The sequence below is a fragment of the Jannaschia donghaensis genome, from assembly GCF_001403795.1.
GTDB lineage: Bacteria > Pseudomonadota > Alphaproteobacteria > Rhodobacterales > Rhodobacteraceae > Jannaschia > Jannaschia donghaensis.
Genome location: NZ_CXSU01000011.1, coordinates 818,409 through 840,814 on the forward strand (window position 1 = coordinate 818,409; position 22,406 = coordinate 840,814).

Annotated in this window: 24 protein-coding genes; 17 read left to right on the forward strand and 7 right to left on the reverse strand. The window is 64.4% G+C overall.

Annotated elements, in window-relative coordinates; all coding sequences use genetic code 11:
- The 16 genes from JDO7802_RS08475 to JDO7802_RS08550 all read left to right on the forward strand — a co-directional run.
- Positions 1 to 2,048 (forward strand): FtsX-like permease family protein (locus JDO7802_RS08475; RefSeq protein ID WP_083481087.1); only part of this gene is annotated, 2,048 nt, incomplete at its 5' end.
- The gene (locus tag JDO7802_RS08480; protein ID WP_055084465.1) at positions 2,038 to 3,054 is read left to right on the forward strand and encodes a lipocalin-like domain-containing protein; all 1,017 of its coding nucleotides are present in this window, start codon (positions 2,038 to 2,040) and stop codon (positions 3,052 to 3,054) included. The genes JDO7802_RS08475 and JDO7802_RS08480, both read left to right, overlap by 11 nt.
- Entirely contained in the window at positions 3,047 to 3,589 is a 543-nt protein-coding gene (locus tag JDO7802_RS08485; RefSeq protein WP_055084467.1) for a PNPOx family protein, read from the forward strand. The genes JDO7802_RS08480 and JDO7802_RS08485 overlap by 8 nt, the downstream gene beginning before the upstream one ends.
- A 54-nt stretch (positions 3,590 to 3,643) precedes the next feature.
- The gene (locus tag JDO7802_RS08490; protein ID WP_055084469.1) at positions 3,644 to 4,459 is read left to right on the forward strand and encodes an OmpA/MotB family protein; all 816 of its coding nucleotides are present in this window, start codon (positions 3,644 to 3,646) and stop codon (positions 4,457 to 4,459) included.
- A gap of 162 nt (positions 4,460 to 4,621) precedes the next feature.
- Positions 4,622 to 5,932: a flagellar hook protein FlgE gene (locus tag JDO7802_RS08495; RefSeq protein WP_055084474.1), complete on the forward strand. Its 1,311-nt coding sequence runs from the start codon at positions 4,622 to 4,624 to the stop codon at positions 5,930 to 5,932.
- Positions 5,933 to 5,959: 27 nt separating this feature from the next.
- Positions 5,960 to 7,405 carry a FlgK family flagellar hook-associated protein gene (locus tag JDO7802_RS08500; RefSeq protein WP_055084477.1) on the forward strand — a complete coding sequence of 482 codons (1,446 nt, stop codon included), beginning with the start codon at positions 5,960 to 5,962 and terminating at the stop codon, positions 7,403 to 7,405.
- Between the two features lies 1 nt (position 7,406).
- The gene (locus JDO7802_RS08505; protein ID WP_055084479.1) at positions 7,407 to 8,408 is read left to right on the forward strand and encodes a flagellin family protein; all 1,002 of its coding nucleotides are present in this window, start codon (positions 7,407 to 7,409) and stop codon (positions 8,406 to 8,408) included.
- Between the two features lie 14 nt (positions 8,409 to 8,422).
- Positions 8,423 to 9,538, forward strand: coding sequence for a flagellar basal body P-ring protein FlgI (locus JDO7802_RS08510; RefSeq protein WP_055084851.1), 1,116 nt, complete (start codon positions 8,423 to 8,425; stop codon positions 9,536 to 9,538).
- Positions 9,539 to 9,600: 62 nt separating this feature from the next.
- Positions 9,601 to 10,407 (forward strand): S49 family peptidase, encoded by an 807-nt coding sequence (locus JDO7802_RS08515; protein ID WP_055084481.1) that lies wholly within the window; start codon positions 9,601 to 9,603, stop codon positions 10,405 to 10,407.
- Positions 10,407 to 10,568 (forward strand): hypothetical protein, encoded by a 162-nt coding sequence (locus JDO7802_RS18245; protein ID WP_055084483.1) that lies wholly within the window; start codon positions 10,407 to 10,409, stop codon positions 10,566 to 10,568. Before JDO7802_RS08515 ends, JDO7802_RS18245 begins: the two co-directional genes overlap by 1 nt.
- Positions 10,569 to 10,574: 6 nt before the next feature.
- On the forward strand, positions 10,575 to 11,501 hold the full coding sequence (locus JDO7802_RS08525; RefSeq protein WP_055084485.1) for a calcium/sodium antiporter: 927 nt from the start codon (positions 10,575 to 10,577) through the stop codon (positions 11,499 to 11,501).
- Positions 11,498 to 12,268, forward strand: coding sequence for an SDR family oxidoreductase (locus tag JDO7802_RS08530; RefSeq protein ID WP_083481088.1), 771 nt, complete (start codon positions 11,498 to 11,500; stop codon positions 12,266 to 12,268). The genes JDO7802_RS08525 and JDO7802_RS08530 overlap by 4 nt, the downstream gene beginning before the upstream one ends.
- A gap of 305 nt (positions 12,269 to 12,573) precedes the next feature.
- Positions 12,574 to 14,442, forward strand: coding sequence for an excinuclease ABC subunit UvrC (gene uvrC, locus JDO7802_RS08535; RefSeq protein WP_055084489.1), 1,869 nt, complete (start codon positions 12,574 to 12,576; stop codon positions 14,440 to 14,442).
- 68 nt (positions 14,443 to 14,510) lie between these two features.
- Positions 14,511 to 15,179: a CDP-diacylglycerol--glycerol-3-phosphate 3-phosphatidyltransferase gene (gene pgsA, locus JDO7802_RS08540; RefSeq protein ID WP_055084490.1), complete on the forward strand. Its 669-nt coding sequence runs from the start codon at positions 14,511 to 14,513 to the stop codon at positions 15,177 to 15,179.
- A gap of 2 nt (positions 15,180 to 15,181) precedes the next feature.
- Positions 15,182 to 15,427 (forward strand): molybdopterin converting factor subunit 1, encoded by a 246-nt coding sequence (gene moaD / locus JDO7802_RS08545; protein WP_055084853.1) that lies wholly within the window; start codon positions 15,182 to 15,184, stop codon positions 15,425 to 15,427.
- Complete coding sequence (locus JDO7802_RS08550; RefSeq protein WP_055084493.1) at positions 15,427 to 15,876, forward strand: molybdenum cofactor biosynthesis protein MoaE; 450 nt, start codon at positions 15,427 to 15,429, stop codon at positions 15,874 to 15,876. Before moaD ends, JDO7802_RS08550 begins: the two co-directional genes overlap by 1 nt.
- Positions 15,877 to 15,878: 2 nt before the next feature.
- On the opposite strand, the gene JDO7802_RS08555 is transcribed toward JDO7802_RS08550, so the two are convergent.
- A complete protein-coding gene (locus JDO7802_RS08555) occupies positions 15,879 to 16,871 on the reverse strand; it encodes a Hint domain-containing protein (protein ID WP_187298114.1) in 993 nt (330 codons plus the stop codon).
- 143 nt (positions 16,872 to 17,014) lie between these two features.
- On the opposite strand from JDO7802_RS08555, the gene JDO7802_RS08560 reads away from it, so the two are divergent.
- Positions 17,015 to 17,794: an SDR family oxidoreductase gene (locus tag JDO7802_RS08560; RefSeq protein ID WP_055084497.1), complete on the forward strand. Its 780-nt coding sequence runs from the start codon at positions 17,015 to 17,017 to the stop codon at positions 17,792 to 17,794.
- Here JDO7802_RS08560 and JDO7802_RS08565 read toward each other — a convergent pair.
- From JDO7802_RS08565 to JDO7802_RS08590, 6 genes are all read right to left on the reverse strand, one after another.
- Positions 17,775 to 18,479 carry a TspO-related membrane protein gene (locus JDO7802_RS08565; protein WP_055084855.1) on the reverse strand — a complete coding sequence of 235 codons (705 nt, stop codon included), beginning with the start codon at positions 18,477 to 18,479 and terminating at the stop codon, positions 17,775 to 17,777. The genes JDO7802_RS08560 and JDO7802_RS08565 overlap by 20 nt on opposite strands.
- A gap of 131 nt (positions 18,480 to 18,610) precedes the next feature.
- A complete protein-coding gene (locus tag JDO7802_RS08570) occupies positions 18,611 to 20,068 on the reverse strand; it encodes an ABC transporter substrate-binding protein (protein WP_055084499.1) in 1,458 nt (485 codons plus the stop codon).
- 60 nt (positions 20,069 to 20,128) lie between these two features.
- Positions 20,129 to 20,707 (reverse strand): SCO family protein, encoded by a 579-nt coding sequence (locus JDO7802_RS08575; RefSeq protein WP_055084501.1) that lies wholly within the window; start codon positions 20,705 to 20,707, stop codon positions 20,129 to 20,131.
- Entirely contained in the window at positions 20,707 to 21,267 is a 561-nt protein-coding gene (locus JDO7802_RS08580; protein WP_055084503.1) for a hypothetical protein, read from the reverse strand. The genes JDO7802_RS08575 and JDO7802_RS08580 overlap by 1 nt, the downstream gene beginning before the upstream one ends.
- A complete protein-coding gene (locus JDO7802_RS08585; protein ID WP_055084505.1) occupies positions 21,264 to 21,710 on the reverse strand; it encodes a hypothetical protein in 447 nt (148 codons plus the stop codon). The genes JDO7802_RS08580 and JDO7802_RS08585 overlap by 4 nt, the downstream gene beginning before the upstream one ends.
- A gap of 55 nt (positions 21,711 to 21,765) precedes the next feature.
- Positions 21,766 to 22,404, reverse strand: a complete 639-nt coding sequence (locus tag JDO7802_RS08590) for an endonuclease III domain-containing protein (protein ID WP_055084507.1) — start codon at positions 22,402 to 22,404, stop codon at positions 21,766 to 21,768.
- Positions 22,405 to 22,406 lie beyond the last annotated feature (2 nt).

Genomic DNA, 22,406 nt, shown 5'->3' on the forward strand with positions numbered 1-22,406 from the left:
CCACGCCCGACCTGAGCCCCGAAAACGACCTGACTGGGTTTCTGACCGGGGCATTCGTGTTTGCCGCGACGGATACCGACTTGCCGGACGGTCTGCCCGACGTGCGTGTCGCCCCCGATCTGGCCCCCGGCCTTCTGCTGGCCGATATCGCCGCGGCGCAGGATATTCTTGGCACGCAGCGGATCAGTCGTTTGCTGATCCTTCCGGGGGCGCGCGACGGGCTGACCCCGCTTCCGACGCTGATCCCCGGGTCCCGCATCGTGGAGCCGCAGGGCGGTGCCGACGTTGCCCGCCTGACGGATAGTTTTCACCTGAACCTGACGGCTTTCGGCCTTCTGGCTTTTGCAGTCGGGCTGTTCATCGTCCACGCCGCCATCGGTCTGGCGTTCGAGCAGCGTCGCCCGCTGTTCCGCACGTTGCGCGCGCTGGGCCTTCCGGCGTCGCGGTTGACGATGTTGCTGGCGGTGGAGCTTGTGGCCTTTACCTTGGTCGCCGGAACGCTGGGCATCCTGCTCGGCTATCTCGTCGCGGCGCTTCTGCTGCCGGGCGTGGCGGCAACGCTGTCCGGTCTGTATGGGGCAGGCGTCGCGGGGCAGCTTTCGCTGTCCCCGGTCTGGTGGCTGTCGGGCTTTGCCATGGCGGGCATCGGGCTTGCCGTCGCCGGCGGCCAGAGCCTGTGGCAACTCGCCCGCCTTCCCGTGCTTGCCCCGGCAATGCCGCGCGCCTGGGCGCGGGCGCGGGCCGCCACGCTGCGCCGGCAAGCCTTTGGCGGTGCGGGCCTTTTGGGTCTTTCCGCACTGCTTGCCCTGTTCGGCACGGGCCTGGTCGTGGGCTTTCTGTGTCTGGGCGCACTTCTTCTGGGCGTGGCGCTTGTTCTGCCGCCGCTTCTGTCGCTGGTCCTTGATTTTGGCAGCAGGGCGGCGAAGGGCGCGGTTGCGCAGTGGCTTTGGGCCGACGCGCGTCAACAGGTCCCGGCGCTCAGCCTCGCGCTCATGGCATTGCTTCTGGCGCTGGCCGCGAACATCGGCGTGGGCACGATGGTCGGCAGTTTCCGCGCGACCTTCACCGGATGGCTGGATCAGCGACTTGCAGCGGAAGTCTATCTTTATGCCTCCGATGAGGCGCAGGCGGCTGAGATGCGTGCGTTTCTCGACGGCCGCGTCGATGCGGTCCTGCCGGTCACGCTGGCCCCCGCCACGCTGGAAGGAGCCCCCGGCGAAATCTTTTCGCAGACCGATCACGCGACATTCCGCGATAACTGGCCAATGCTGGACGCGGTGCCGGACGCCTGGGACCGGCTTGCCGCAGGAAAGGGCGCGCTGGTCAACGAACAATTGGCCCGGCGGGAAGGGCTTTGGGCCGGCGATACCGTCGATCTAAGTCAGGGCGGAACGCGCACGATCCTGGGCGTGTATTCCGACTACGGCAATCCGAAGGGGCAGGCGATCCTCAACGAAGACACCTTCGTCGAGGTCTTTCCCGAGGCGCAGTTCCTGACATTTGGGCTAAGGCTCGACCCCGCTCTTGCCGGACCCTTGGTGGCGGATTTGTCCGATCGTTTTGACCTGCCCCCCGACCGGATCGAGGAACAGGGTGCCGTCAAAGCTGCCGCCCTCGGCATCTTCGAGCAGACATTTGCGGTGACCGCCGCACTCAACGTCCTGACGCTTGGCGTGGCGGCCTTCGCGCTCTGGGCGTCGCTGACGACGTTGGGCACGATGCGCGTGCCACAGGTCGCGCCGGTCTGGGCCCTGGGCCTGACACGCGCGCGATTGGCGCAGGCAGACATCGTCCGTGCGCTTCTGCTCGCGGCGTTCACCGCCATCCTGGCGGTTCCGACCGGTGTCGCGCTCGCCTGGGTCCTGCTGGCAGTTGTCAACGTGCAGGCGTTTGGCTGGCGACTGCCCCTGCTGCCCGATCCGCAAAGCTGGGTCGTGTTGGCCTTGGCCGCGATGGTGGCCGCGGGGCTGGCGGCCCTGCTGCCGGCATGGCGTCTGTGGCGGATGGCCCCCGCCGATCTCGTGAAGGTCTTCGCGCATGAACGTTAGAATTATCTTGTTCGGCCTGTTGATTGCCATGCCGGTCCACGCGCAGGGATTTGCCGGTCTGGGACAGGGCGGTGACGGTTTCGCCCTGCCCACGCCCGATCCGTCGTTCGACTTTCCCGCCGATCACGGACCGCATCCCGACTATCGCATCGAATGGTGGTATCTGACGGCAGCCTTGCAGGACGAAGCGGGCACCTCTTACGGTGTGCAATACACCTTGTTCCGGTCGGCGCTGACGCCCGAGGGGCCGCAGGTCTGGATGGGTCATTTCGGGCTGACAACCCCGGAAGAGCATTACAGTGGGGAGCGGTTCGCCCGTGGCGGCGTCGGTCAGGCCGGGGTCACGCCGGACCCGTTTGCCGCCTGGATCGACGACTGGCGTCTGGCGGGGCCGACCTTCGACGACCTGACGCTGCGGGCCGCGACGTCGGAGGCGGCGTACGATCTGACGCTGACCGCCGAAGGCCCGTTGGTGTTTCACGGTGATGGCGGGTTTTCGATAAAGTCATCGGCGGGGCAGGCCAGTTACTATTATTCGCAGCCTTTCTACACCGTGACGGGTACGCTGGATCTGCCCGACGGTCCCGTCCAGGTGTCGGGCAAGGGATGGCTCGACCGCGAATGGTCCTCGCAACCGCTGGAAGGCGATCAGGAGGGGTGGGACTGGTTTTCGCTGCATCTGGACGATGGGACGCGCTTGATGGCGTTCGCCCTGCGCGGCGGGGAGGGGTTTCACTATGCGTCGCATATCGCACCGGACGGCACGCTGACGCCCTACTACGGCGACGCGCTGGATCTGGCACCGCTTCGCACGGCATCCGTCGAAGGCCGCGACGTTCCGGTGGACTGGCGTCTGGCGCTGCCGGCACAGGACATCGACCTGACCGTCCGCGCGGTGAACGACGACAGTTGGCAGGGGACGCTTTTCCCTTATTGGGAAGGACCGGTGACGGCGACGGGAACTCACGCGGCCACGGGATTCCTCGAAATGACCGGCTATGAGTGACCCGTTTCTGAACCTTGCGACCCTCTGGTCCCACGTCTGGGACAGGCTGGATCGCGGTGTCGCGCAATCGGATGACCCCTTCCGCTTCGTGACGCTGGCCACCGTCGGGCCATTGGGGGCACAGGCCCGGACCGTTGGCCTGCGCGCCGCCGATCGCGACGCGATGACAGTCGAGGTTCATTCGGATCTGCGCACGGCGAAGGTGCGCGCGGTGGAACATGACCCGCGCGGCGAAATCCTGCTGTGGGATCAGGCGACCCAGTTGCAGGTCAGGCTTGCGGTTCATCTGACGCTCATCCCCGCGGATCAGGCGCGGTGGGCGCGAATCCCGCCAGAGGCGCGTTTGAACTACGGGACCGACCCTGCACCCGGCACGCCGGTGGACCGCCCGGAGGTCGTGACGCGCACGCCGCAACGTGATCGATTTGTGGCCCTGTCCGGTCAGGTCGAGCGGATGGACGTCGTCTCCCTCGCTCACGATCCCCATCGCCGTGCGAAATTCGACGGACCGTCGGGGCGGTGGGTCGCCCCCTGACGCTAACCGCTTTTTCACGTTTGGGGCCTAGACCCCTGCGTCGGAGGGCTGCGCATGGCTGGCAAGGACGACAACACACGACCGATCATCATCAAGCGGAAGAAGATCATCGCCGGGGGACACCACGGTGGCGCGTGGAAGGTCGCCTACGCCGACTTCGTGACCGCGATGATGGCGTTCTTCATGCTCATGTGGCTGCTCAACGCGACCACCGACAAGCAGCGCAAGGGGCTGGCCGACTACTTCAGCCCGACCATCGCGTTCAGCCCGACTTCGGGCGGTGGGGACGGGGCCCTCGGCGGTCGGTCGATGTCCGCCGACGCCAGTCGGATCCAGATGGGGCGTGGTGGCATCGCGCCCACCAACGCCAACGGAACCACCGAAGAGGACGCGACGCTCGCCGCATTGGAAGCGGCGATTATGGGCAAGGGCGGTGACAGCCTTATCGACAAGGATATCCTGAGACATGTGACGGTCCGGCTGACGGATCAGGGTCTGGTGCTCGAATTCTTTGCATTGCCCGGATCGCCGTTGTTCACAAACGATGCGCCGACGCCGCTCATGCGGGATTTGCTCGCATCCGTGGTGCCCGAACTTTCCGATCTGCCCAACGCTCTCGCCATCGAGGCGTTCGCCGCGTCGGAGCCGCTTGTCACGCGGGACCCGCAGGTCTGGCCGGTCACGCAACAGCGCGCCGATATCATCCGTCGAACCCTGCCCGAATTGGGGCTGTCGTCACGTCGCATCGTCCGGGTCACCGGTCATGCGGATCATCGACCCGTCGCGGCGAACCCGCTGTCCGCGCGCAACGACCGGATCGAACTGGTGGTTCTGCGGACCACCGTCCCCCCGCGGGAGGCGTGGCGATGATCGAAACCACGAAGAATTTGACTCTTCATCGGCCGAAGTCGCCCTGGAAAATAACCCGGACGTTAGCCGGGTCTTAACCTTGCGGTGGGAAGGATGCCGTGACGCGGCGTGGACGCCCAGACAATTGCCCGCACCCCGAGATGTTTTCCAGAAAGGATCGCAATGACGATTTCCTCCTCCCTGAATGCCGGTGTCACCGGCCTGAACGTCAATGCCAGTCGGCTTGCCACGATATCGGACAACATCGCGAATTCGGCGACCTTCGGGTACAAGCGATCGGTCGCGGACTTTCACTCCCTCGTTCTTGACCAAAGCCGGGGGGCCTATTCCGCCGGGGGCGTCCGGGTCACGACCAGCCGGGCGGTCGAGCAGCGCGGCACGCTCATCACAACGAACAACCCCACCGACCTGTCGGTCACCGGGCGCGGCATGTTGCCGGTGACACCGATCACGTCGGCGATTGCGGGAAATGGTGACTATCCCCTTCGCATGACGTCGACCGGATCGTTCAGGGCCGATGCGAACGGCATCCTGCGGAGCGCAAGTGGCCAGGCCCTTCTGGGATGGCCCGCCAATCAGGACGGAAACATTCCGGGCTTTCCGCGCGACACCGTCGGGGGGCTGCAGCCGGTGCGCGTCGACGCCAATCAATTCGAAGGTGACGCGACCACCCGCATCTCACTTGGCGTGAACCTGCCCGCGACCGATACGGCGGCCGATGCATCGGGCGACCCACGTGTCATGGCGCTGGAGTACTTCGGCAACATGGGGCAGGCGCAGAACCTCGACATCAATTTCACCCCGACCCTTCCCGTGGCCCCTGACACCGCCGCGACGAACGAATGGACGGTCACGATCAACGACGAGGCGCAGGCCGGGGCATTGGTTGGGGAATTCACGATCACCTTCGATGATACACGCGACTTCGGCGGCACCATCGCATCGGTCGTGCCCGGCTCGATCGGTAGCTATGACCCGGCAACCGGTCTGATCGACGTGACCGTTCAAAGCGGCCCGCTGGAGGTCGACATCGGTCGCCCCTTCGAGGCGCGCGGCCTTTCGCAGTTGTCTGACACGTTCGCGCCGCTTTCGGTGACGAAGAACGGCTCCCCTGTCGGTAATCTCGCGTCGATCGAGGTCGATGCCCTGGGAATGCTGACGGCGATCTACGACAGTGGGTTCACCAAGACACTCTATCAGATCCCGATCGTCGACGTGCCGAATGCTAACGGCCTCAAGCCCCTCGCCAATCAGACCTACCAAGTCTCCTCCGACAGCGGCGCGTTCTATCTTTGGAACGCAGGCGACGGGCCGGTTGGCGATGTAATCGGTTTCTCGCGCGAGGAAAGCGCGACCGATGTCGCCTCCGAGCTTACGCAGCTGATCCAGACGCAACGGGCCTACAACTCGAATGCCAAGGTCATCCAGACCGTGGACGAGATGTTGCAGGAAACCACCAACATCAAACGCTGATCGCCAGCCTAACCCCGGAGAATTCGCATGAGCCTTTCGTCGTCCCTGAACGTCGCCGTCGCGGGCCTCGACCTGAGCGCCCGCCGCGCGGAAACGGTCGCACAGAACGTGGCGAATTCCGATCGCGCTGGGTATGCGCGCCGGGAACTGGAGGTCGGCGGCCCCAGCGTCGGAAGCCCCGGTTCGACGTCTTCAGTGTCCCGCGATGTCGATCCACGTCTGACGGCCTTTCGACGGGAGTCCCAATCCCGTCAGGCGGGAGACGAGGTGACCTCGTCCTTCTTCGGGCGGATCGACGCTGCGATTGGGGATCCGGACAAGACCGGAAGCCTCCAGGACCGTCTCGCCCGCCTCGACGCCGCGTTTGTCGCAGGGGCCGCCGAGCCGCAATCCCAGGTCAGATTGCAGGAGATCGCCGAAGCCGCAGTCGACCTGTCGACGCTTCTGAACGATCTGGACGACGGGGTAACCGAAGCGCGTCAAAACGCGGATCAGGACATCGGCAAGGCGGTGACGCAGCTGAATTCCGATCTGGCCGACGTCGCTCGGTTAAACACGGATATCAGACGTCAGAGCCTGGGGGGTCATAATACCGCCGATCTGATGGATCAGAGGACCGTTCTGATCGACCGTGTATCGCTCCAAATTCCGCTTCGCGAATTGCCACGTGACGACGGGAGCATTGCGCTCGTGTCATCTGGTGGCGTCATGCTTCTCGACGGGCGTCCTGCCGAACTCGGCTTTTCCTCGCGCGCGCCGCTGACGCCGGAAATGAGCTTTCCGACGCAACTCTCCGGCTTGACCGTGAATGGCCGCGCCGTCGCGGTGTCCGGAGGATCATCGGGCATTCCCGGCGGCGGCCTCGCCGCCCTGTTCGATTTGCGCGATATCACCGCGCCCGATGCGACCGCGCGGCTCGACAGCCTTGCAGCCGATCTTATCGACCGGTTCGAGGATCCCGCTGTCGATCCGACGCGAGCTGCGGCCGCCCCGGGTCTTTTCACCGAGTCTGGTGGCATTCTCGCCGCCACGCCCGACGCTGGTCTCGCCGGTCGGATTGGCGTGAACACGCTGGTGTTGCCGAGTGCCGGAGGAGACGTCTGGCGGCTTCGCGATGGATTGGGGGCCGCCGTTCTGGGTGCGGGCGGTGAAGCCGGTCTTTTGCTGCGATATGGTACGGCGATGGCGGATCGCGCGCCGCCCGCACTTGCCGGATTGCCGGATAATTCAACCGATATCGTCGGCCACGCGGCAGCCCTTAAATCCATGTTTTCGGCCGACCGCCTGAAAAACGAGGATCGGCTCGCATTCAGCGCGGCCGAAGCCCAAGGGCTTGTCGATCGGCGAGACGGAGGTGCGGTCGACGTGGACGACGAGATGCGTCGGCTGATCGAGATTGAGCAGGCGTATGCGGCCAATGCTCGGATCATCCAGGCCGTGAGCGACATGATGAACCGATTGACGGAGATCTGAGATGCTGACCGATGGATTCCTTCTTCCCCTCTTCACGCAGCGGGATTTCTCTTCCGACACGCGCGTGAGGATGGATCATCTTACGCAGGAACTGGCGACGGGACGACAGTTCGATACTGGCAGGGCCCTGAGCAGCGATTTTTCGTCCTATTCGCGTGTCGCCCACGAGTTGCGCACGATCGATGCCCGACAGGATGCGCTTTCGCGCGCGTCCATCTGGACGGACATCGCACAAGGCTCCTTGGGTGCGATCGACGCGATCGGCAAGGGCCTAGCAGACGGTTTGACGGTCGCGCTGTCATCGCCCGATCCACGTGCCATCGCGAACCTCGGCGGCTCGGGCCAGTCTGCTCTCGCCGATATCGCCGCGATCCTAGGCACATCCGATGCCGGACGGGCGATCTTTGCCAATGGCGATGCGACGGGGACCCCACCCTACGACATCGCCGTGCTTCGTGCGGAGACGTCGTTGCTGGCGCAAACGGCTCCGGACATCGCCACGATGTTGCAGGCATTCGATGACTATTTCGCTCCGGGCGGTGCGATAGAGATTTCGGCCCTTTCGCCTTATCCAGCGCAACCCGTAAAATTTCCCCTGGGGGAGGGGGCAGCCGTCGATGTTCCGGTCGAGGCGGGGGATCCGGCGATCCGCGACGCTCTGAAACAGGCCGCTCTGATCGCGGCACTGCCGGATGCTGGTTTCCTTATATCCGCGGATGATCGTCAGGCGCTTGCTTTGGAGTTGCCGCGCCGGTCGGTCGCAGCGGGCTCCGAACTTGCAGCCATGCGCGGTGGCCTCGGCAGCGTGGAGGCGCGCCTGAACCTTCTGTCGGAGCGTCTCACGGACGACCGGACCCGTCTGGAAGCGCGTCGAACGGACGCCGTTGGAACCGACCCCTTCGACGTGGCGAACCGATTGCAGAACGAAATGTCGCGTCTTGAGACCATCTATGCCGTAACCGCAAGACGGTCGCAGCTCAAGCTCACGGACTATCTGCGATGAGCTTGGTCGGCAGAATGCCGAGGGCTGCAGCATTGGTCTTGTTGGTCCTCGGCACCGTCTGGGCCATTCCCGGCCCCGTTCAGGCGCAGTCAATCAGGATCAAGGACCTCGTGGAATTCGACGGTGTGCGGGGCAATGACCTCGTCGGCTACGGTCTTGTCGTCGGATTGAACGGAACCGGGGACGGTCTGCGCAACGCGCCGTTTACCGAAGAAATCATGAGCAATATTTTGGAACGCCTGGGGGTGAACGTCACCGGTGAGCAGTTTCGACCGAGAAATGTAGCGGCAGTGATCGTTACCGCCGCACTGCCGCCGTTCGCACGGTCGGGGGGGCGGATCGATGCGACGGTTTCCGCAATCGGTGACGCGGATAGCCTGCTTGGGGGCACATTGGTCATGACGCCCCTGACTGCGGCGGACGGGGAAATCTATGCCGTAGCACAGGGGACGATCATCGCCGGCGGCGTGTCGGCCACCGGGGACGCAGCGACCGTCATCGAGGGTGTGCCGACCGCCGGCGTCGTTCCGGCGGGTGCGCGGGTCGAGCGGGAGGTCGATTTTGACTTTTCGACGATGACTCAGATTCGGCTCGCACTGCGCAACCCCGATTTTACCACCGCGCTGCGCGTGGAGACCGCCATCAACCGCGAAATCGGGCGCAGCGTCGCGCGCATGTTGGATGCCGGTACGGTGTTGCTCGACATCTCGCGGACGGGGCGATCGTCCCCCGCCCACGCACTCAGCGCGATCGAGAACGTGTCAGTCACGCCCGAACAACGCGCGCGCGTTGTCGTCGACCAAGCGTCCGGCACGATCGTCATGGGCAGCACCGTGCGCATTTCCGAAGTGGCCGTGTCGCAAAACAACCTGACCTTGCGGATCGAGGAGGCCCCGGTCGTGGTGCAGCCGAACCCCTTCTCCGAAGGCGAAACCGTGGTCGTGCCGCGCACCGGGGTTGCCTTGCAGGAGGAGCCGGGTCCGGGTCTTGCGCTCGTCTCCGGCGGTACGACCCTATCCGACGTGATCGCAGGGTTGAATGCGCTTGGCGTCTCGGCGCGGGACATGATCGACATCCTCAAGAGCATCAAGGCCGCCGGGGCGCTGCACGCGGAGTTCATCGTGAGATAGCGGAGGGCAAAAGCGCGCCGCGCGCCTTGTTCCCCGGAGGGTCGGCCTATACATCCGGTTGGATGTTGAACCGCCTGTCCCGCCCTTTTCGTCCGAATGCCAAACGCGTGTCCGTGCTGCGCCTGCAAGGGGTAATCTCGGGGGCGGGCGGCCGGGCCGGCCTAAGTCATTCATCCTTTGCGCCGCTCATCGAGCGTGTGTTTCGAAAGGGTAAGCCCGATGCGGTTGCCTTGGCGATCAACTCTCCCGGTGGCTCGCCCGTTCAGTCCGCGCTGATCGGCGCGCAGATCCGCCGCTTGGCTGACGAATTGTCCCGTCCGGTCCACGCTTTCGTCGAGGATGTCGCCGCGTCCGGCGGCTATTGGCTCGCAGCTGCGGCGGATGACATTTGGGTCGACGAAAGTTCGATCACCGGAAGTATCGGCGTCATCTCGGCAAGTTTCGGTTTTCCCGAACTCTTGGCGCGATACGGGGTCGAGCGGCGTGTTCATACCGCCGGCGAGGACAAGTCCATGCTCGATCCCTTTCGCCCCGAGCGCGCGGAGGACGTGGAGCGCCTCAAGGCCCTACAAGCGCAGATCCACGAACATTTCATCGCTCACGTCAAGGATCGGCGGGGGTCGAAGCTCTCGACGGATCGCGATCTGTTCACCGGAGAAATTTTTGTCGGCAAACGTGCCGTCGAGGTCGGGCTGGTCGACGGGGTCGCCCATATGGTGCCGAAGCTGCAGGAGCTTTACGGCGAGAAGGTCCGCCTGTCGTACGTCGGTCAGCGGCGTCCGCTGTTGCAGCGGCTGGTGCCCGGAATATTGGGAGACGCACTTCAATCCGTCGAGGATCGTTCGGCCTGGGCCCGGTTCGGCCTCTGATGATTTTCAAGATCGTCACGCTTTTCCTGATCGGGATTGCCGTCCTTGCCATGTTCGGACGGTTGCGATTTCCCAGTGGTGCGCGCATCGGATCACGCAAATGCCGCACCTGCGGCGTACCCCGCGTCGGACGCGGCCCGTGTCCCTGCGGCAAGGTCTGACGCGGTATGGCTCTCGAATTTCTGATGGTCGCTGTGGGTCTGGTGATCCTGATCCTTGCGGGTGACACGCTGGTAAAAGGGGCCGTCAATCTGGCGCTCCGCCTGGGTATTCCAGCTCTGGTCGTGAGCCTGACGGTCGTGGCGTTCGGGACGTCGGCCCCCGAACTTCTGGTCAGCGTGCAGGCGATTCTGGACGGGGCACCCGGGCTGGCACTTGGCAATGTCGTCGGGTCGAACACGGCGAATGTCCTTCTCGTCCTGGGGATACCTGCGCTGATCGCGGTGATGCATACCGCCGGTCACGACACGCGCCGCGACTATCTCTACATGCTGGCCGCCACGGTCTTGTTCATCGGGTTCTGCCTGACCGGAACGATCGTATGGTGGCACGGGATCGTTCTTTTGACCGCGTTGGCCACGGTCCTGACGGCGACCTTCATGGCCTCGCGCGGAGAAGAAATCGAAGTCGAAGGGGCGGAGCCAGGCCTGTCCGGATGGAAGATGGGCATCTATCTGGCGCTGGGATTGGTTGGTTTGCCGATCGGCGCGAGCCTTCTGGTCGAAGGGTCCACCTCCATCGCGCGGGCATATGGCGTCAGTGAAACGGTGATCGGCCTGACCCTTGTCGCGATCGGAACATCGTTGCCGGAACTGGCGACGACCGTGATGGCGGCGATCCGGCGCCATGCGGACGTGGCCCTGGGCAACGTGATCGGATCGAACCTGTTCAACCTTCTGGGGATCATGGGGGTTGCCGTCCTTGTCGGGCCGGTGCCTGTCGATCCCGGATTTCTGGCCAAGGACCTGTGGGTCATGCTGGGCGCGACGCTTTTGCTGGTACCTTTCGTCTTTCTGGGGCGCGATATCACGCGCGGCTGGGGTATCGGTTTGTCGGGTCTGTATCTCGCCTATTTGGCGTGGGCTTTGTCTTGAGGGCACTGGTTACCGGTGCCGGGGGGCGGCTGGGGGCCGCGATGGCCGTCAGGCTGGCGCAGCTGGGCCACGACGTCGCCGTTCATTTCGCGTCCAGTGACGAAGGTGCCGCGGAAACGGCCAGCGCCGTGGAGGCGGCGGGTTGTCGCGCCGCGACGCTGCAGGCCGATCTGCTTGACGTTACCGCCTGCGAGGCGCTGGTCGGGCGGGCCCGCGACGCCCTGGGCGGTCCGGTCACGGTGTTGGTCAACAACGCCTCGATTTTCGAGCATGATACGATCAGGTCTGCGACGCGCCAAAGCTGGGACCGTCATTTCGGGTCGAACCTGCGTGCGCCCCTTATCCTGACGCAGGCCTTCGCCGCCCAAGCCCCCGCCGCCGCGTCCGACGGGGAGCCGCTTGCGTCCGGAAATATCATCAACATGGTGGATCAGCGGGTGCGCAAACTGACCCCCGAATTCATGACCTACACCCTGGCCAAGGCCGGTCTGTGGACCCTGACGCAAACCACTGCGCAGGCATTGGCACCCGCGATCCGCGTGAACGCGATCGGGCCCGGTCCGACCCTGCGCGGGGAACGCCAATCTGCAGCCCATTTCGCCGCGCAACGGGCGGCGACGGTCCTGGGACGGGGGGCCGACGTCGATGACATCACCGCGGCCCTAGCCTATATTCTGGGCGCGAAGTCAGTGACGGGGCAGCTCATCTGCGTCGACGGGGGACAGCACCTGGGTTGGCAAACCCCTGATGTTCAAGGCATCGAGTAAGTTGGATCTGTCATGCCGCAGGGGAACTTCGCCGAAGTTTGTCCACCTGAGCCTCGATCTGACAATTTGACGGCGCGAGGAGCGGAAAAACACACCACAGAGAACGGTGTTGCAGAAATAATGTAGTTTTCTCAGTATATTGAGGATTTCTCATATCGGCGACGAATATGACGGAAATGTAAAATCTGCTTTGTTGGACAGGGGCTTCGCAATTCCGCCCCCAGTGTTATCCACATGGAGGGGCCGTCGCGCGGCCCTTGAACCTGAATACAATCCGGGGCAGCGCCGGGGGGAATCACACGTCGATGACCGAAACGTCAGACCAGACCGCCAAGCCGACCGGCCCGACCGTGATAAAACGGTTCCTGCGCACGCTCGACGGCTCCCCGGGGGTGTACCGGATGCTGGATGGCGAGAACCGGGTTCTTTACGTCGGAAAGGCGCGGAATCTGAAGAACCGGGTGGCGAACTACACGCGGTTGCAGGGGCATTCCGGTCGGATCGCGCGGATGATTTCCGAGACTGCGTCGATGATGGTCCTGACGACGCAGACGGAACTCGAAGCGCTTCTTCTCGAACAGAATCTGATCAAGCAGCTCAAGCCGCGCTACAACGTTCTTTTGCGCGACGACAAGAGTTTCCCCAATATCGAGGTGACGACCGCCCATACGTTTCCGCAGGTCCGCAAGCACCGCGGCAAAAAGGGGAAGGGACAGTACTTCGGCCCCTTCGCCAGTGCGGGGGCGGTGAATCGTGTGCTCAACCAGTTGCAGCGCGTCTTCCTGCTGCGCAATTGTTCGGACAGCGATTTCGAGGGACGTACGCGGCCTTGCCTGAATTATCAGATCAAACGGTGCAGCGCCCCCTGCGTCGGCTTTATCAGCCCCGATGACTACGCGGAATCGGTGAAGGATGCCGAGCGGTTCCTGCGCGGCGAGACGACGGGCATTCAGGAAAAGCTGGCCGAGGAGATGACGACCGCCTCGGAAGAAATGGAGTTTGAGCGTGCCGCCGCCCTGCGCGACCGGATAAAGGCGTTGACCAACGTCCAATCGGTGCAGGGCGTGAACCCGCAGGGCGTGCCCGAAGCGGATGTCGTCGGCCTGCACATGGACGGCGGCCAAGCCTGCATTCAGGTCTTCTTCATCCGCGCGAACCAGAACTGGGGCAATGTCGACGTCTATCCGCGCGTGGCCGATGACATGTCGCCGGCCGAGGTGATGGAAGCGTTCCTGGGCCAGTTCTACGACAACAAGGAACCGCCGCGCATGCTGCTTCTGTCTCATGGGGTCGAGGAGGAGGACCTGATCGCGGAGGCGCTGTCGACCAAGGCCGGGCGCAAGGTGCAGATCCTTGTCCCACAACGCGGCGAGAAATCGGAATTGGTGGAGGGGGCCATCCGCAACGCCCGCGAAAGCCTAGGTCGCAAGATGTCGGAAAGTGCGACGCAGACACGCCTGCTTCGGGGTATCGCGGAGGCATTCGATCTGCCGGCTCCGCCCCGCCGGATCGAGGTTTACGACAACTCGCACATCCAAGGCAGCCACGCCGTCGGTGCGATGATCGTTTCCGGAACGGACGGGCTGGAAAAATCGCAGTACCGGAAGTTCAACATCCGCGACACCGAGATCACACCCGGCGACGATTTCGGAATGATGAAAGAGGTGCTGACACGACGCTTCAAGCGGCTGCTCAAGGAGGATCCCGATCGCAAGTCGGAGCTTTGGCCCGACCTTCTGCTGATCGACGGCGGCGCGGGCCAGGTGTCGGCGGTGCGCGAAATCCTGCGCACGCTGAACGTGGAGGATGTCGCAATGGTCGGGGTCGCGAAAGGCGTCGACCGGGACCACGGCAAGGAGGAATTCTATCGCACTGGCCAGCGGCCGTTCGCGCTGCAACGCAACGATCCCGTCTTGTACTTCATCCAGCGCCTGCGCGACGAGGCGCACCGCTTCGCGATTGGAACGCACCGGGCCAAGCGGGCCAAGGCCCTGATCGCCAATCCGCTAGACGAAATCGCCGGAGTCGGACCGGGGCGCAAGCGCGCGCTGCTCAAGCATTTCGGGTCGGCCAAGGCGGTCTCGCGCGCTGCTCTGGCGGATATGAAAGCGGTGGAAGGAATTTCGGAAGCCCTCGCCGAGAAGATCCACGCGCATTTCCACGACAAGGGGTGACGGAATTCTCCGATCGGCACGTGTAATCTTTATGGTGCCGCGTCGGCCGGCGCGTTAGGAATGCCGATATGACCTGGACGATCCCTAATATCCTGACGGTCCTGCGATTGTTTGCCGCCCCCGGCGTCGCCATCATGTTCCTGTTCTTTGCCCGGCCCTGGGCGGATTGGTACGCGTTGGTCCTATTCGTGACGGCGGCCGTGACCGATTGGTTCGACGGCTGGATCGCGCGGGAATGGAACCAGGAAAGCCGTTTCGGCGCGATGCTCGACCCAATCGCCGACAAGGCGATGGTGGTGATCGCGCTGTTGGTCATTACCGGTTTTTCGGGGATGAATCCCTGGATCCTGCTGCCCGCGACGATCATCCTGTTCCGGGAAGTCTTCGTCAGCGGCCTGCGCGAATTCCTCGGCAACACGGCTGGTCTGCTGAAGGTGACGCAGCTGGCCAAGTGGAAGACGACGGCGCAGATGGTTGCGCTGTCCGTGCTTTTCTCGACCGGTATATTCGAGCATCACTTCGCCGAACGCGTGCAGGGTATGGACGAAGAGATGATCGAAAACATCCTGAGCGGGGAGGTCGCGGACGAGTTGTCTCTGGGTCTTCTGCTTTGGGCCCGTGATGCGACTTTCTACGCCGGGGTTCTGCTGTTGTGGGTCGCGGCGGCGCTTACGGCGCTGACCGGGTGGGATTACTTCGCGAAGTCGAAACCTCATCTGGCGGACCGACCGCAGTGACCGTGCAAATCCTTTATTTCGCCTGGCTGCGCGAACGGATCGGGATCGGGCGCGAGGATGTTGAAACCAACGCCGCCACGGTCGCCGATTTGATCGCGCAGCTGCGGGCGCGCGAAGACCGGTACGACACCGCATTTTCCGATATGTCCGCCGTGCGCTGCGCCGTGGATCAGGTGCTCGTCGATCTCGACGCGTCGCTGGCGGGCGCGCGGGAAGTGGCGTTCTTTCCGCCGATGACGGGGGGCTGATGGTCGATCTTCGGATCATCGTGTCCCAGGATGACTTCGACCTCGGGGTGGAGGCGGAACGGCTGGAAACGGGCCCCGACACGGGGGCCGTCGTAACCTTCACCGGGCGGGTCCGCGACGTGGCCGGCGGCCTTCGGCATATGGAGATCGAGCATTATCCCGGCATGACCGAACGCGCCCTGACCGATATCGCGCAGGACGCGGCCGATCGCTGGTCCCTTTCGGCGGTGACAGTGATCCACCGACATGGGCGGCTGATCCCGGGCGCGCGGATCATGATGGTCGGGACAGCTGCGCGACACCGCGATGCGGCGTTCGAGTCGGCGTCGTTCCTGATGGACTACCTGAAATCCCGCGCACCGTTCTGGAAGAAGGAAGTGCGGGAGGATGGGGCGGAGTGGGTCGCGTCGAAGGACAGCGACGAGGCGGCGCTGGACCGCTGGGTCTGACGTCAGCGCGGCGACGCACGGCGCAACAGATGGGCGGTGTCCAATCCATCCAGATCGGCCGCCGTCGCCTCGACACCGTGGTGCGGCACCTGGCTCAGATCGCCGAGCGATCCCCGAAGCTCACCGGCAAGATCCTCGCCCAGCCCGGCAAGCACTTCTGGCGAAACCAGCAGGCTCTCGGCCGGGATGCCGGCGACATAGATGATTTCGTGCGCATCGAACAGAAGGTGGAAATAGTCGACATGCCCGGCCGCAGCGCGGGTAATGTTGTCGCCGTTGACCAGATGCCGCGCCCGGACCAGCACTTCGGCACGTCCGGCCCCCAGAGTGTCGGTCCGCTGGTAGATGAACAACCGATGATCCGGGGAAAGGCACAACTCCTCGGCGTTGTTCAGGGCGTCCTGCGCGATGATGATGGGCGCGTTCGAACCTTCGGCCCGGACGGTCTGCATCCCGATCCAGCGAACCGGCTGCGGCCCGTGATCCCGGGTCAGGACGCGATCGCCCTGCTTAAGATCCTCGACCGGCGTTTGCAGACCGTTCGCCATCGTGACGCGGGTGCCCCGCGTAAAGCTGACCTGTGCGACGCTCGACAGCTCCCCCTCGATCTCGGCCGAGGCGATCAGGCTATATTCGTCCGACGCAGACAGCGGCCCCAGGGGCAGGGCCAGGCGCGTCCCCTCCAGATCCAGGACCAGAACCTCGACCGTGCCGCCGCGTTCCCCCATGATCTGATGACGCGCCAGCGGCAGGACGATCTGCCCGGCCTTGCCGACGGAAGATGCCGCCGCCACGACCGTGTCGCCGCCTTCCTGCGTCAGGATCAGCTCCGATGGGCGGGCCCGATCGTCGAGCGTGTAGACGTCGCCCGCCACCACCTCGGACAGCGTGCCGATCGCATCGCCCATCAAGGCCCCCATCTCCACCCTCAGCGCTTCGGCGGGATAGACGGTGCATCGGCTCAGCGTCGAAAGGGGGGGCAGGATATCGGCCATCTGTTGAATATGGCCTCCGGGCAGGACGAAAACAGGGCGAAGGAACGGTCGTTCCATGAAATTTCTTATCAGATTCGCCGGTTCCGAAGGTGATCCCCGATGTCGCAGGTGCTAAGGCCACCCGACAAAAGGGAGGATACACGATGGATCTGGGCATCACGGGAAAACGCGCGTTGGTCTGCGCATCGTCCAAGGGTTTGGGGCTGGGGTGTGCACAGGCGTTGGCCGAAGCTGGTGTGGACCTTGTCATGAACGCCCGCGGGGCCGAGGCGTTGGAGGCTGCCGCCGCCGACATCCGGTCGCGCTACGGCGTGGAGGTCACGACCGTCGCCGCCGACGTCACCACGCCCGAGGGGCAGGCGCAGGTCCTTGCCGCCGCCGACAGCCCTGACATCCTGGTGACCAATGCGGGCGGGCCTCCTCCGGGGTTGTGGTCGGACTGGACGCGGGACGATTTCATCGCGGCCCTCGATGCGAACATGCTGACGCCGATTGCGCTGATGAAGGCGTGTTTGCCCGGCATGATGGACCGGGGCTGGGGCCGCGTGGTCAACATCACGTCGCAATCCGTCAAGGCACCGATCGCGGTGCTGGGGCTGTCCAACGCGGCACGCACGGGTCTGACGGGGTATGTTGCGGGAACCGCGCGTCAGGTCGCCCCCGCGGGCGTGACGATCAATAATCTGCTGCCCGGCATCCACGCAACGGACAGGGCCAAGTCACTGGACGAAGGCGTCAGCCGCGCGCAGAACATCAGCACCGACGACGCGCGGGAACAGCGGCAGGAAACGATCCCCGCCCGCCGCTATGGCACCGCGGCGGAATTCGGGCAGACCTGCGCCTTCATGTGCTCGCAGCATGCGGGCTTCATGGTGGGGCAGAATATCCTTCTTGATGGCGGCGCTACGAACGCGACGATCTGATCTGCCATGCCGTCAGGGCGGCCACGCAAAGGGCCGCCCCGATGCCGAACAGGCCGACCAGCGTAGTCCCGTTCTGGACGAAGACACCCACCAGGGCCCATGTCACGGCGACCCCGTACATCAGGCTGGCGCGCGCCTTCAGGATCGCGACGCTGATGGCCAGCGCGATCGCCAGCGCGACGATCGCCCAGCCGACCGGCCCGAAGGGGGCGACGCCGAAACCCGGCAGGTTGATCCCGATCGAAACGCAGCTGGCGGCCGTAAGCCAACCGGCATAGAGCCCCACAGGCGCGCGCAACAGCCAAAGATCGTGCCCGGGCGTCTTGAGCAGTGCCAGCAATGCCGCGATGAGCATCACCCAGATCAGGACGGTCGCCCAGATCGGCGAGGCGACGGCAACGGCCAGCCACGACGTCCCGACCCCTAGACTGACGATCAGGGGCAGGCGTGTCGCGTCCCATGCCGGGTCGTCCGCACGTTTCCACAGGCCGAACACCGCCATGGCGATCAGCCACAGATAGATGGGCCCCCAGATCGCGAAGGCATATCCTGCGGGCTGGACGGGCGGTTCTTCGATGGGGACGGGGAACTGGTCGGGATCGAACCCCGCAAAGCCGTCTACGAAAAACGGTGAGACCGCGAATGCGATGGACAGGACAAGAACGAGAAGGGCACGTATTTTCATCCCCCGCATCTAACCTGTTTCTACCCCGACGCCAGAGGGGCGGCCCTGGAAACACCCCGGCATGGCGTTCGGCCGACGCGGCAGCGGCCCCGTCATTCGCACCTTCGCACGGATGACGGGGCCGCCTGCGATCACTCGGACCAGCTGACGCCCGTGAGGTCGTTCGCCTGTGTTGGCGCATTTTCCCAAAGTCCGTCGATCCGCGCGTCGGCGACGCCCGTCTTGGCCAGTTGGAACAGATAGGCGTTCACGGCGTCGTCCGCGATGACCTGCTGCGCCTGTTGCAGCATGGCCGTTCGTTCGCCCGCGTCCGTTGTTGTCTCGATACGCTCCATCAGGTTCTGGAAATCCGCGTTGTCGTATTGGAAATAATAATCGGGCCGGGCGTAGATGTTGATGTCCGCAGGCTCGGTATGGCTGACGATGGTCAGGTCGAAATCCTTGCCGCGGAACACCTGTTCCAGCCATTGCGCCCATTCCAGATTGGAAATCTCCGTCTCGATCCCGACTTCGCGAAGCTGGCTTGCGATGATCTCTCCGCCACGCCGGGCATAGACGGGGGGCGGCAGCATCAGGCGCAGGGTCAGATCGGTCGCGCCCGCCTCCTCTAGAAGGGCCTTCGCCTTGGCGGGATCATAGGCGGACTGGCCGGTCAGGTCGACGTAATCGGGGTTGTGCGGCGCGAAATGCGTGCCGATGGGCGTGCCGTATCCGAACATCGCGCCGTCGATCACGGCTTGCCGGTCGATCGCATGGGCGATGGCCTGCCGCACCTTCACATCCGGAATTGCGACGTTGTTGATGCCAAGGATCGTCTCGCCTTCGGTCGATCCGACGATGACGGTGAAGCGAGGGTCGGCCGCGAAATTCGACAACGTTTCGGGGGCCGGGAAATTCGGAAAGGCGTCGATGTCCCCGGCCATCATCGCGGCAAAGGCGGCGTTGGGATCCGAGACGAATTTGAACGTCGCGTCCGTCAGCGCGGGGGCGTCGCCCCAATATGCGTCGTATGCCGTCAGGTCCACCCGGTCGCCCTGCACCCATTGCCCGAACCGGAACGGCCCGGTGCCCACCGGCATCGTCGCGTTGGTTTCGGCGGTTTCGGGGGCCACGATCACAGCGTCCCCCCACGCCAGGTTGAAGCCCAGGTTCCCGTTCGGGGCCGACAGGGTGATCTTCACCGTCGCGGGATCAACCGCTTCGACGCTTTCGATGCCGTCGAACAGGGCCTTTTGCGCGTTCGTGCTGTCGTCGGCGCGGGCCCGGTCCAGCGAAAAGACGACATCGTCCGCGTCCATTGCGCTGCCGTCGTGGAAGGTGACGCCGTTGTGCAACGCAAAGGTCCAGACGGTGCCATCGTCGGACACGTCCCAGCTTTGCGCCAGCGCCGGTTGCACCGATCCGTCGGGGCCGAAGCGCGTCAGCCCTTCGAAAAGGTTGGCATAGACCACTTCGTCGATCGCCGCGGCCGCCCCGCCGGTGGGGTCAAGGTTCGGCGGCTCCAACTGCATGCCGATGGTGATGTCGGTCTGCTGCGCCATCGCGGTCGTGGTCAGCAGGGCAAGCGCGGCCGTGGTTCTGATGAGCATGGGGTCTTCCTTCCGTAAATCGGTGCCAGTAAGGCATCGACGCGGGCAGGGGGCAAGACACTACCCAGCGGCATAGCTTTCTACGATCTCCACCATCCGATCGGTCGACAGGATCGGCGGAAGCAGGGTCAAGAACCCGCCGTCGCCATCCATGACGAAGATGTGCGAGCCATGGGCATAGACGTCCACACCGCGCGGGTCGGTAAAAAGCAACGTCCGTTCGACGTGAAACAGATCGCGCACGCGGGCCAGATCTGTCTGTGATCCCGTCAGCCCGGTCAGACCGGGTGCAAAGGTTTCCAACGCGGGTCCCATCGTCTCGACCGTATCGGTTTCCGGATCGACGGTGATGACCAGCGGCGTGACCTCGATGCCACGGGCCGACAGATCTCGTGTCATGTCCGACATGATCGGCAGGGCGACGGTGCAGATCGCTTCGCAGGTGGCATAACCGAAAAACAGCAGTTGCAGTCGACCGTCGGGGTCGGCCTGTGTGCGGGCGTTGCCATAGTGGTCGGTCAGCACGTAATCCCCCCCGAAATTCGACGGGAAAAGCGTGTCGGGCAGGGGTGCCTCCAGCGTGGCCTGCTGCGCGATCGCCGGAAGGGCCAGCAGGCACGCCAGGATCGCGGTGCGCATCAGAACCAATCCTTGAAGAACGCCTGATCGACGTCGGGGCCGAGGCCCAGATACCCCTCCTGCTCGATCTCGTTCAGAATGCGCGGATCGCGGCGAAACCATGGGCCCGATCCTTCGGCACCTGGGTTCTTTGCCGCCCAATCGTCGGTCCAGGTGTTCGCGCGCTGCCAGTCGCCCCCTTCGGGGCGAAGCCGCTGCACCAGATACACATTCGTCGCGCCGATTTCCGGGTCGTCGATCAGCAGACCATCGACCTCGATCTTCTGGCCGCAGAAGGGGGCCAGGTCGGCCACGGCCCCGTTGAAGGCCGACTGCGCGTTCTTGAGTGGGAAGACCATCGCATTGTCCTCCTGCCGGATCAGCACGACCTGACGCGCACCGCCGCCGCAATCGTCGGCACAGTCGCCGGTCAGGACGCACAGCGGGTCGCGGACGACGGCGGTGAAAAGGGCCTTCTTCTCGCCGAACAGGCCCCATTCGCGGGCCTCCGACCCGTCGGAGAAATCCTGGGCGATGGCGGGCGCGGCGGCGAGCGCGGCAATCAGGGCGAGGCGGATCATTCCGGTGCCTCCGAATTCGGGATGGCGAAACCGGGGATCACCCCGAAATCTTCGTGCGTCGCATTGACGATATCGCGGTCGGCCGTGATCTCCTCGACCACGAGATAATTCAGTCCGTCGCGGCGATAGAGCATGCCGTCCGCCTCGATCGTGTGGGATGCGATGTGCAGGCTTGTGTCCCCGCCGGCCGTGGTATCGTCGCCGTCCATCTTGAGCACCATGTACACCGTGCCGTCGGGGGCCAGCAGGCCAACCGGGATGCCGCCCGCGCTGCACCAGAGGGCGCAGGTATGATGCGCGGAACCGACGACGGCGTCCGGCCCGCCCATCACGCCCGAGAAATAGCACCAGGTGTCGATCACTTCGCCGGTGATCTGAACCCGCTCGCCGTCGGCCGCATGGACCGGGGCGGCAAGGAACAGCAGGGGAATGAGTGCGCGCATAATCGTCTCCTTCTCATTCTTCGAAGTTGACGCAGGGGCGGCGCGATCTGGCAAATCACGATTTTCCGATGGCTTCGCACAGATCGGCCAGAAGGCAGGTGTCGCACCTGGGCGCGCGGGCCCGGCAGGTCCGCTTGCCGTGGGTCAAAAGCAGGACATGGCCGTCGGGCAGGAACGCCGCGGGAAGCCGCGCCTCCAGCGACGTGGCCGTCTGTTCCTCGGTCTTGCCCGTCGCAAGGCCAAGGCGGTTGCAAACCCGGTGAACATGGGTGTCGACGGCCACGGTCGCCTGACCGAATGTGAAATGCAGCACGATGTCCGCGCATTTGCGACCCACACCGGGCAGCGACATCAGGCCCTTGCGCGTCGTCGGCACGATACCGTCGTGATCTTCCAACAACGCGGCGCACATCTTGCGCAGGTTGCGGCATTTGACGTTGTAGAGGCCCGCGGGCCGGATTGCCGCCGTGATCGTCTCGTCCGACAAACGCAGGATGTCCTGCGGCGTATCGGCCAGCGCGAATAGCGCCTTGGATGCGGCGGCCGTGTTGCGGTCCAGCGATTGGGCCGACAGCATGCAGGACACGACCGAACGGAACGGGTCGCGCCCGCCCTTGGACGACGGCGGCCTGACGTCCGGCATCGCGGCGCGCAGGCGGGTCATGGCGTCGATGATCCGGTCTTCCGTCAACATGG

What these genes read in the sequence shown, in the direction of transcription:
- JDO7802_RS08485 (WP_055084467.1), top strand. Translation starts at nt 3,047, where the DNA reads ATGAGTGACCCGTTTCTGAACCTTGCGACCCTCTGGTCCCACGTCTGG.
- JDO7802_RS08550 (WP_055084493.1), top strand. Translation starts at nt 15,427, where the DNA reads ATGGTCGATCTTCGGATCATCGTGTCCCAGGATGACTTCGACCTCGGG.
- JDO7802_RS08555 (WP_187298114.1), bottom strand. Translation starts at nt 16,871, where the DNA reads ATGGCCGATATCCTGCCCCCCCTTTCGACGCTGAGCCGATGCACCGTC.
- JDO7802_RS08505 (WP_055084479.1), top strand. Translation starts at nt 7,407, where the DNA reads ATGCTGACCGATGGATTCCTTCTTCCCCTCTTCACGCAGCGGGATTTC.
- JDO7802_RS08490 (WP_055084469.1), top strand. Translation starts at nt 3,644, where the DNA reads ATGGCTGGCAAGGACGACAACACACGACCGATCATCATCAAGCGGAAG.
- JDO7802_RS08510 (WP_055084851.1), top strand. Translation starts at nt 8,423, where the DNA reads ATGCCGAGGGCTGCAGCATTGGTCTTGTTGGTCCTCGGCACCGTCTGG.
- JDO7802_RS08480 (WP_055084465.1), top strand. Translation starts at nt 2,038, where the DNA reads ATGAACGTTAGAATTATCTTGTTCGGCCTGTTGATTGCCATGCCGGTC.
- JDO7802_RS08525 (WP_055084485.1), top strand. Translation starts at nt 10,575, where the DNA reads ATGGCTCTCGAATTTCTGATGGTCGCTGTGGGTCTGGTGATCCTGATC.
- JDO7802_RS18245 (WP_055084483.1), top strand. Translation starts at nt 10,407, where the DNA reads ATGATTTTCAAGATCGTCACGCTTTTCCTGATCGGGATTGCCGTCCTT.
- JDO7802_RS08585 (WP_055084505.1), bottom strand. Translation starts at nt 21,710, where the DNA reads ATGCGCGCACTCATTCCCCTGCTGTTCCTTGCCGCCCCGGTCCATGCG.
- JDO7802_RS08495 (WP_055084474.1), top strand. Translation starts at nt 4,622, where the DNA reads ATGACGATTTCCTCCTCCCTGAATGCCGGTGTCACCGGCCTGAACGTC.
- JDO7802_RS08500 (WP_055084477.1), top strand. Translation starts at nt 5,960, where the DNA reads ATGAGCCTTTCGTCGTCCCTGAACGTCGCCGTCGCGGGCCTCGACCTG.
- uvrC (WP_055084489.1), top strand. Translation starts at nt 12,574, where the DNA reads ATGACCGAAACGTCAGACCAGACCGCCAAGCCGACCGGCCCGACCGTG.
- JDO7802_RS08575 (WP_055084501.1), bottom strand. Translation starts at nt 20,707, where the DNA reads ATGCGCACCGCGATCCTGGCGTGCCTGCTGGCCCTTCCGGCGATCGCG.
- JDO7802_RS08590 (WP_055084507.1), bottom strand. Translation starts at nt 22,404, where the DNA reads ATGTTGACGGAAGACCGGATCATCGACGCCATGACCCGCCTGCGCGCC.
- JDO7802_RS08515 (WP_055084481.1), top strand. Translation starts at nt 9,601, where the DNA reads ATGTTGAACCGCCTGTCCCGCCCTTTTCGTCCGAATGCCAAACGCGTG.
- pgsA (WP_055084490.1), top strand. Translation starts at nt 14,511, where the DNA reads ATGACCTGGACGATCCCTAATATCCTGACGGTCCTGCGATTGTTTGCC.
- JDO7802_RS08580 (WP_055084503.1), bottom strand. Translation starts at nt 21,267, where the DNA reads ATGATCCGCCTCGCCCTGATTGCCGCGCTCGCCGCCGCGCCCGCCATC.
- JDO7802_RS08565 (WP_055084855.1), bottom strand. Translation starts at nt 18,479, where the DNA reads ATGAAAATACGTGCCCTTCTCGTTCTTGTCCTGTCCATCGCATTCGCG.
- JDO7802_RS08570 (WP_055084499.1), bottom strand. Translation starts at nt 20,068, where the DNA reads ATGCTCATCAGAACCACGGCCGCGCTTGCCCTGCTGACCACGACCGCG.
- JDO7802_RS08560 (WP_055084497.1), top strand. Translation starts at nt 17,015, where the DNA reads ATGGATCTGGGCATCACGGGAAAACGCGCGTTGGTCTGCGCATCGTCC.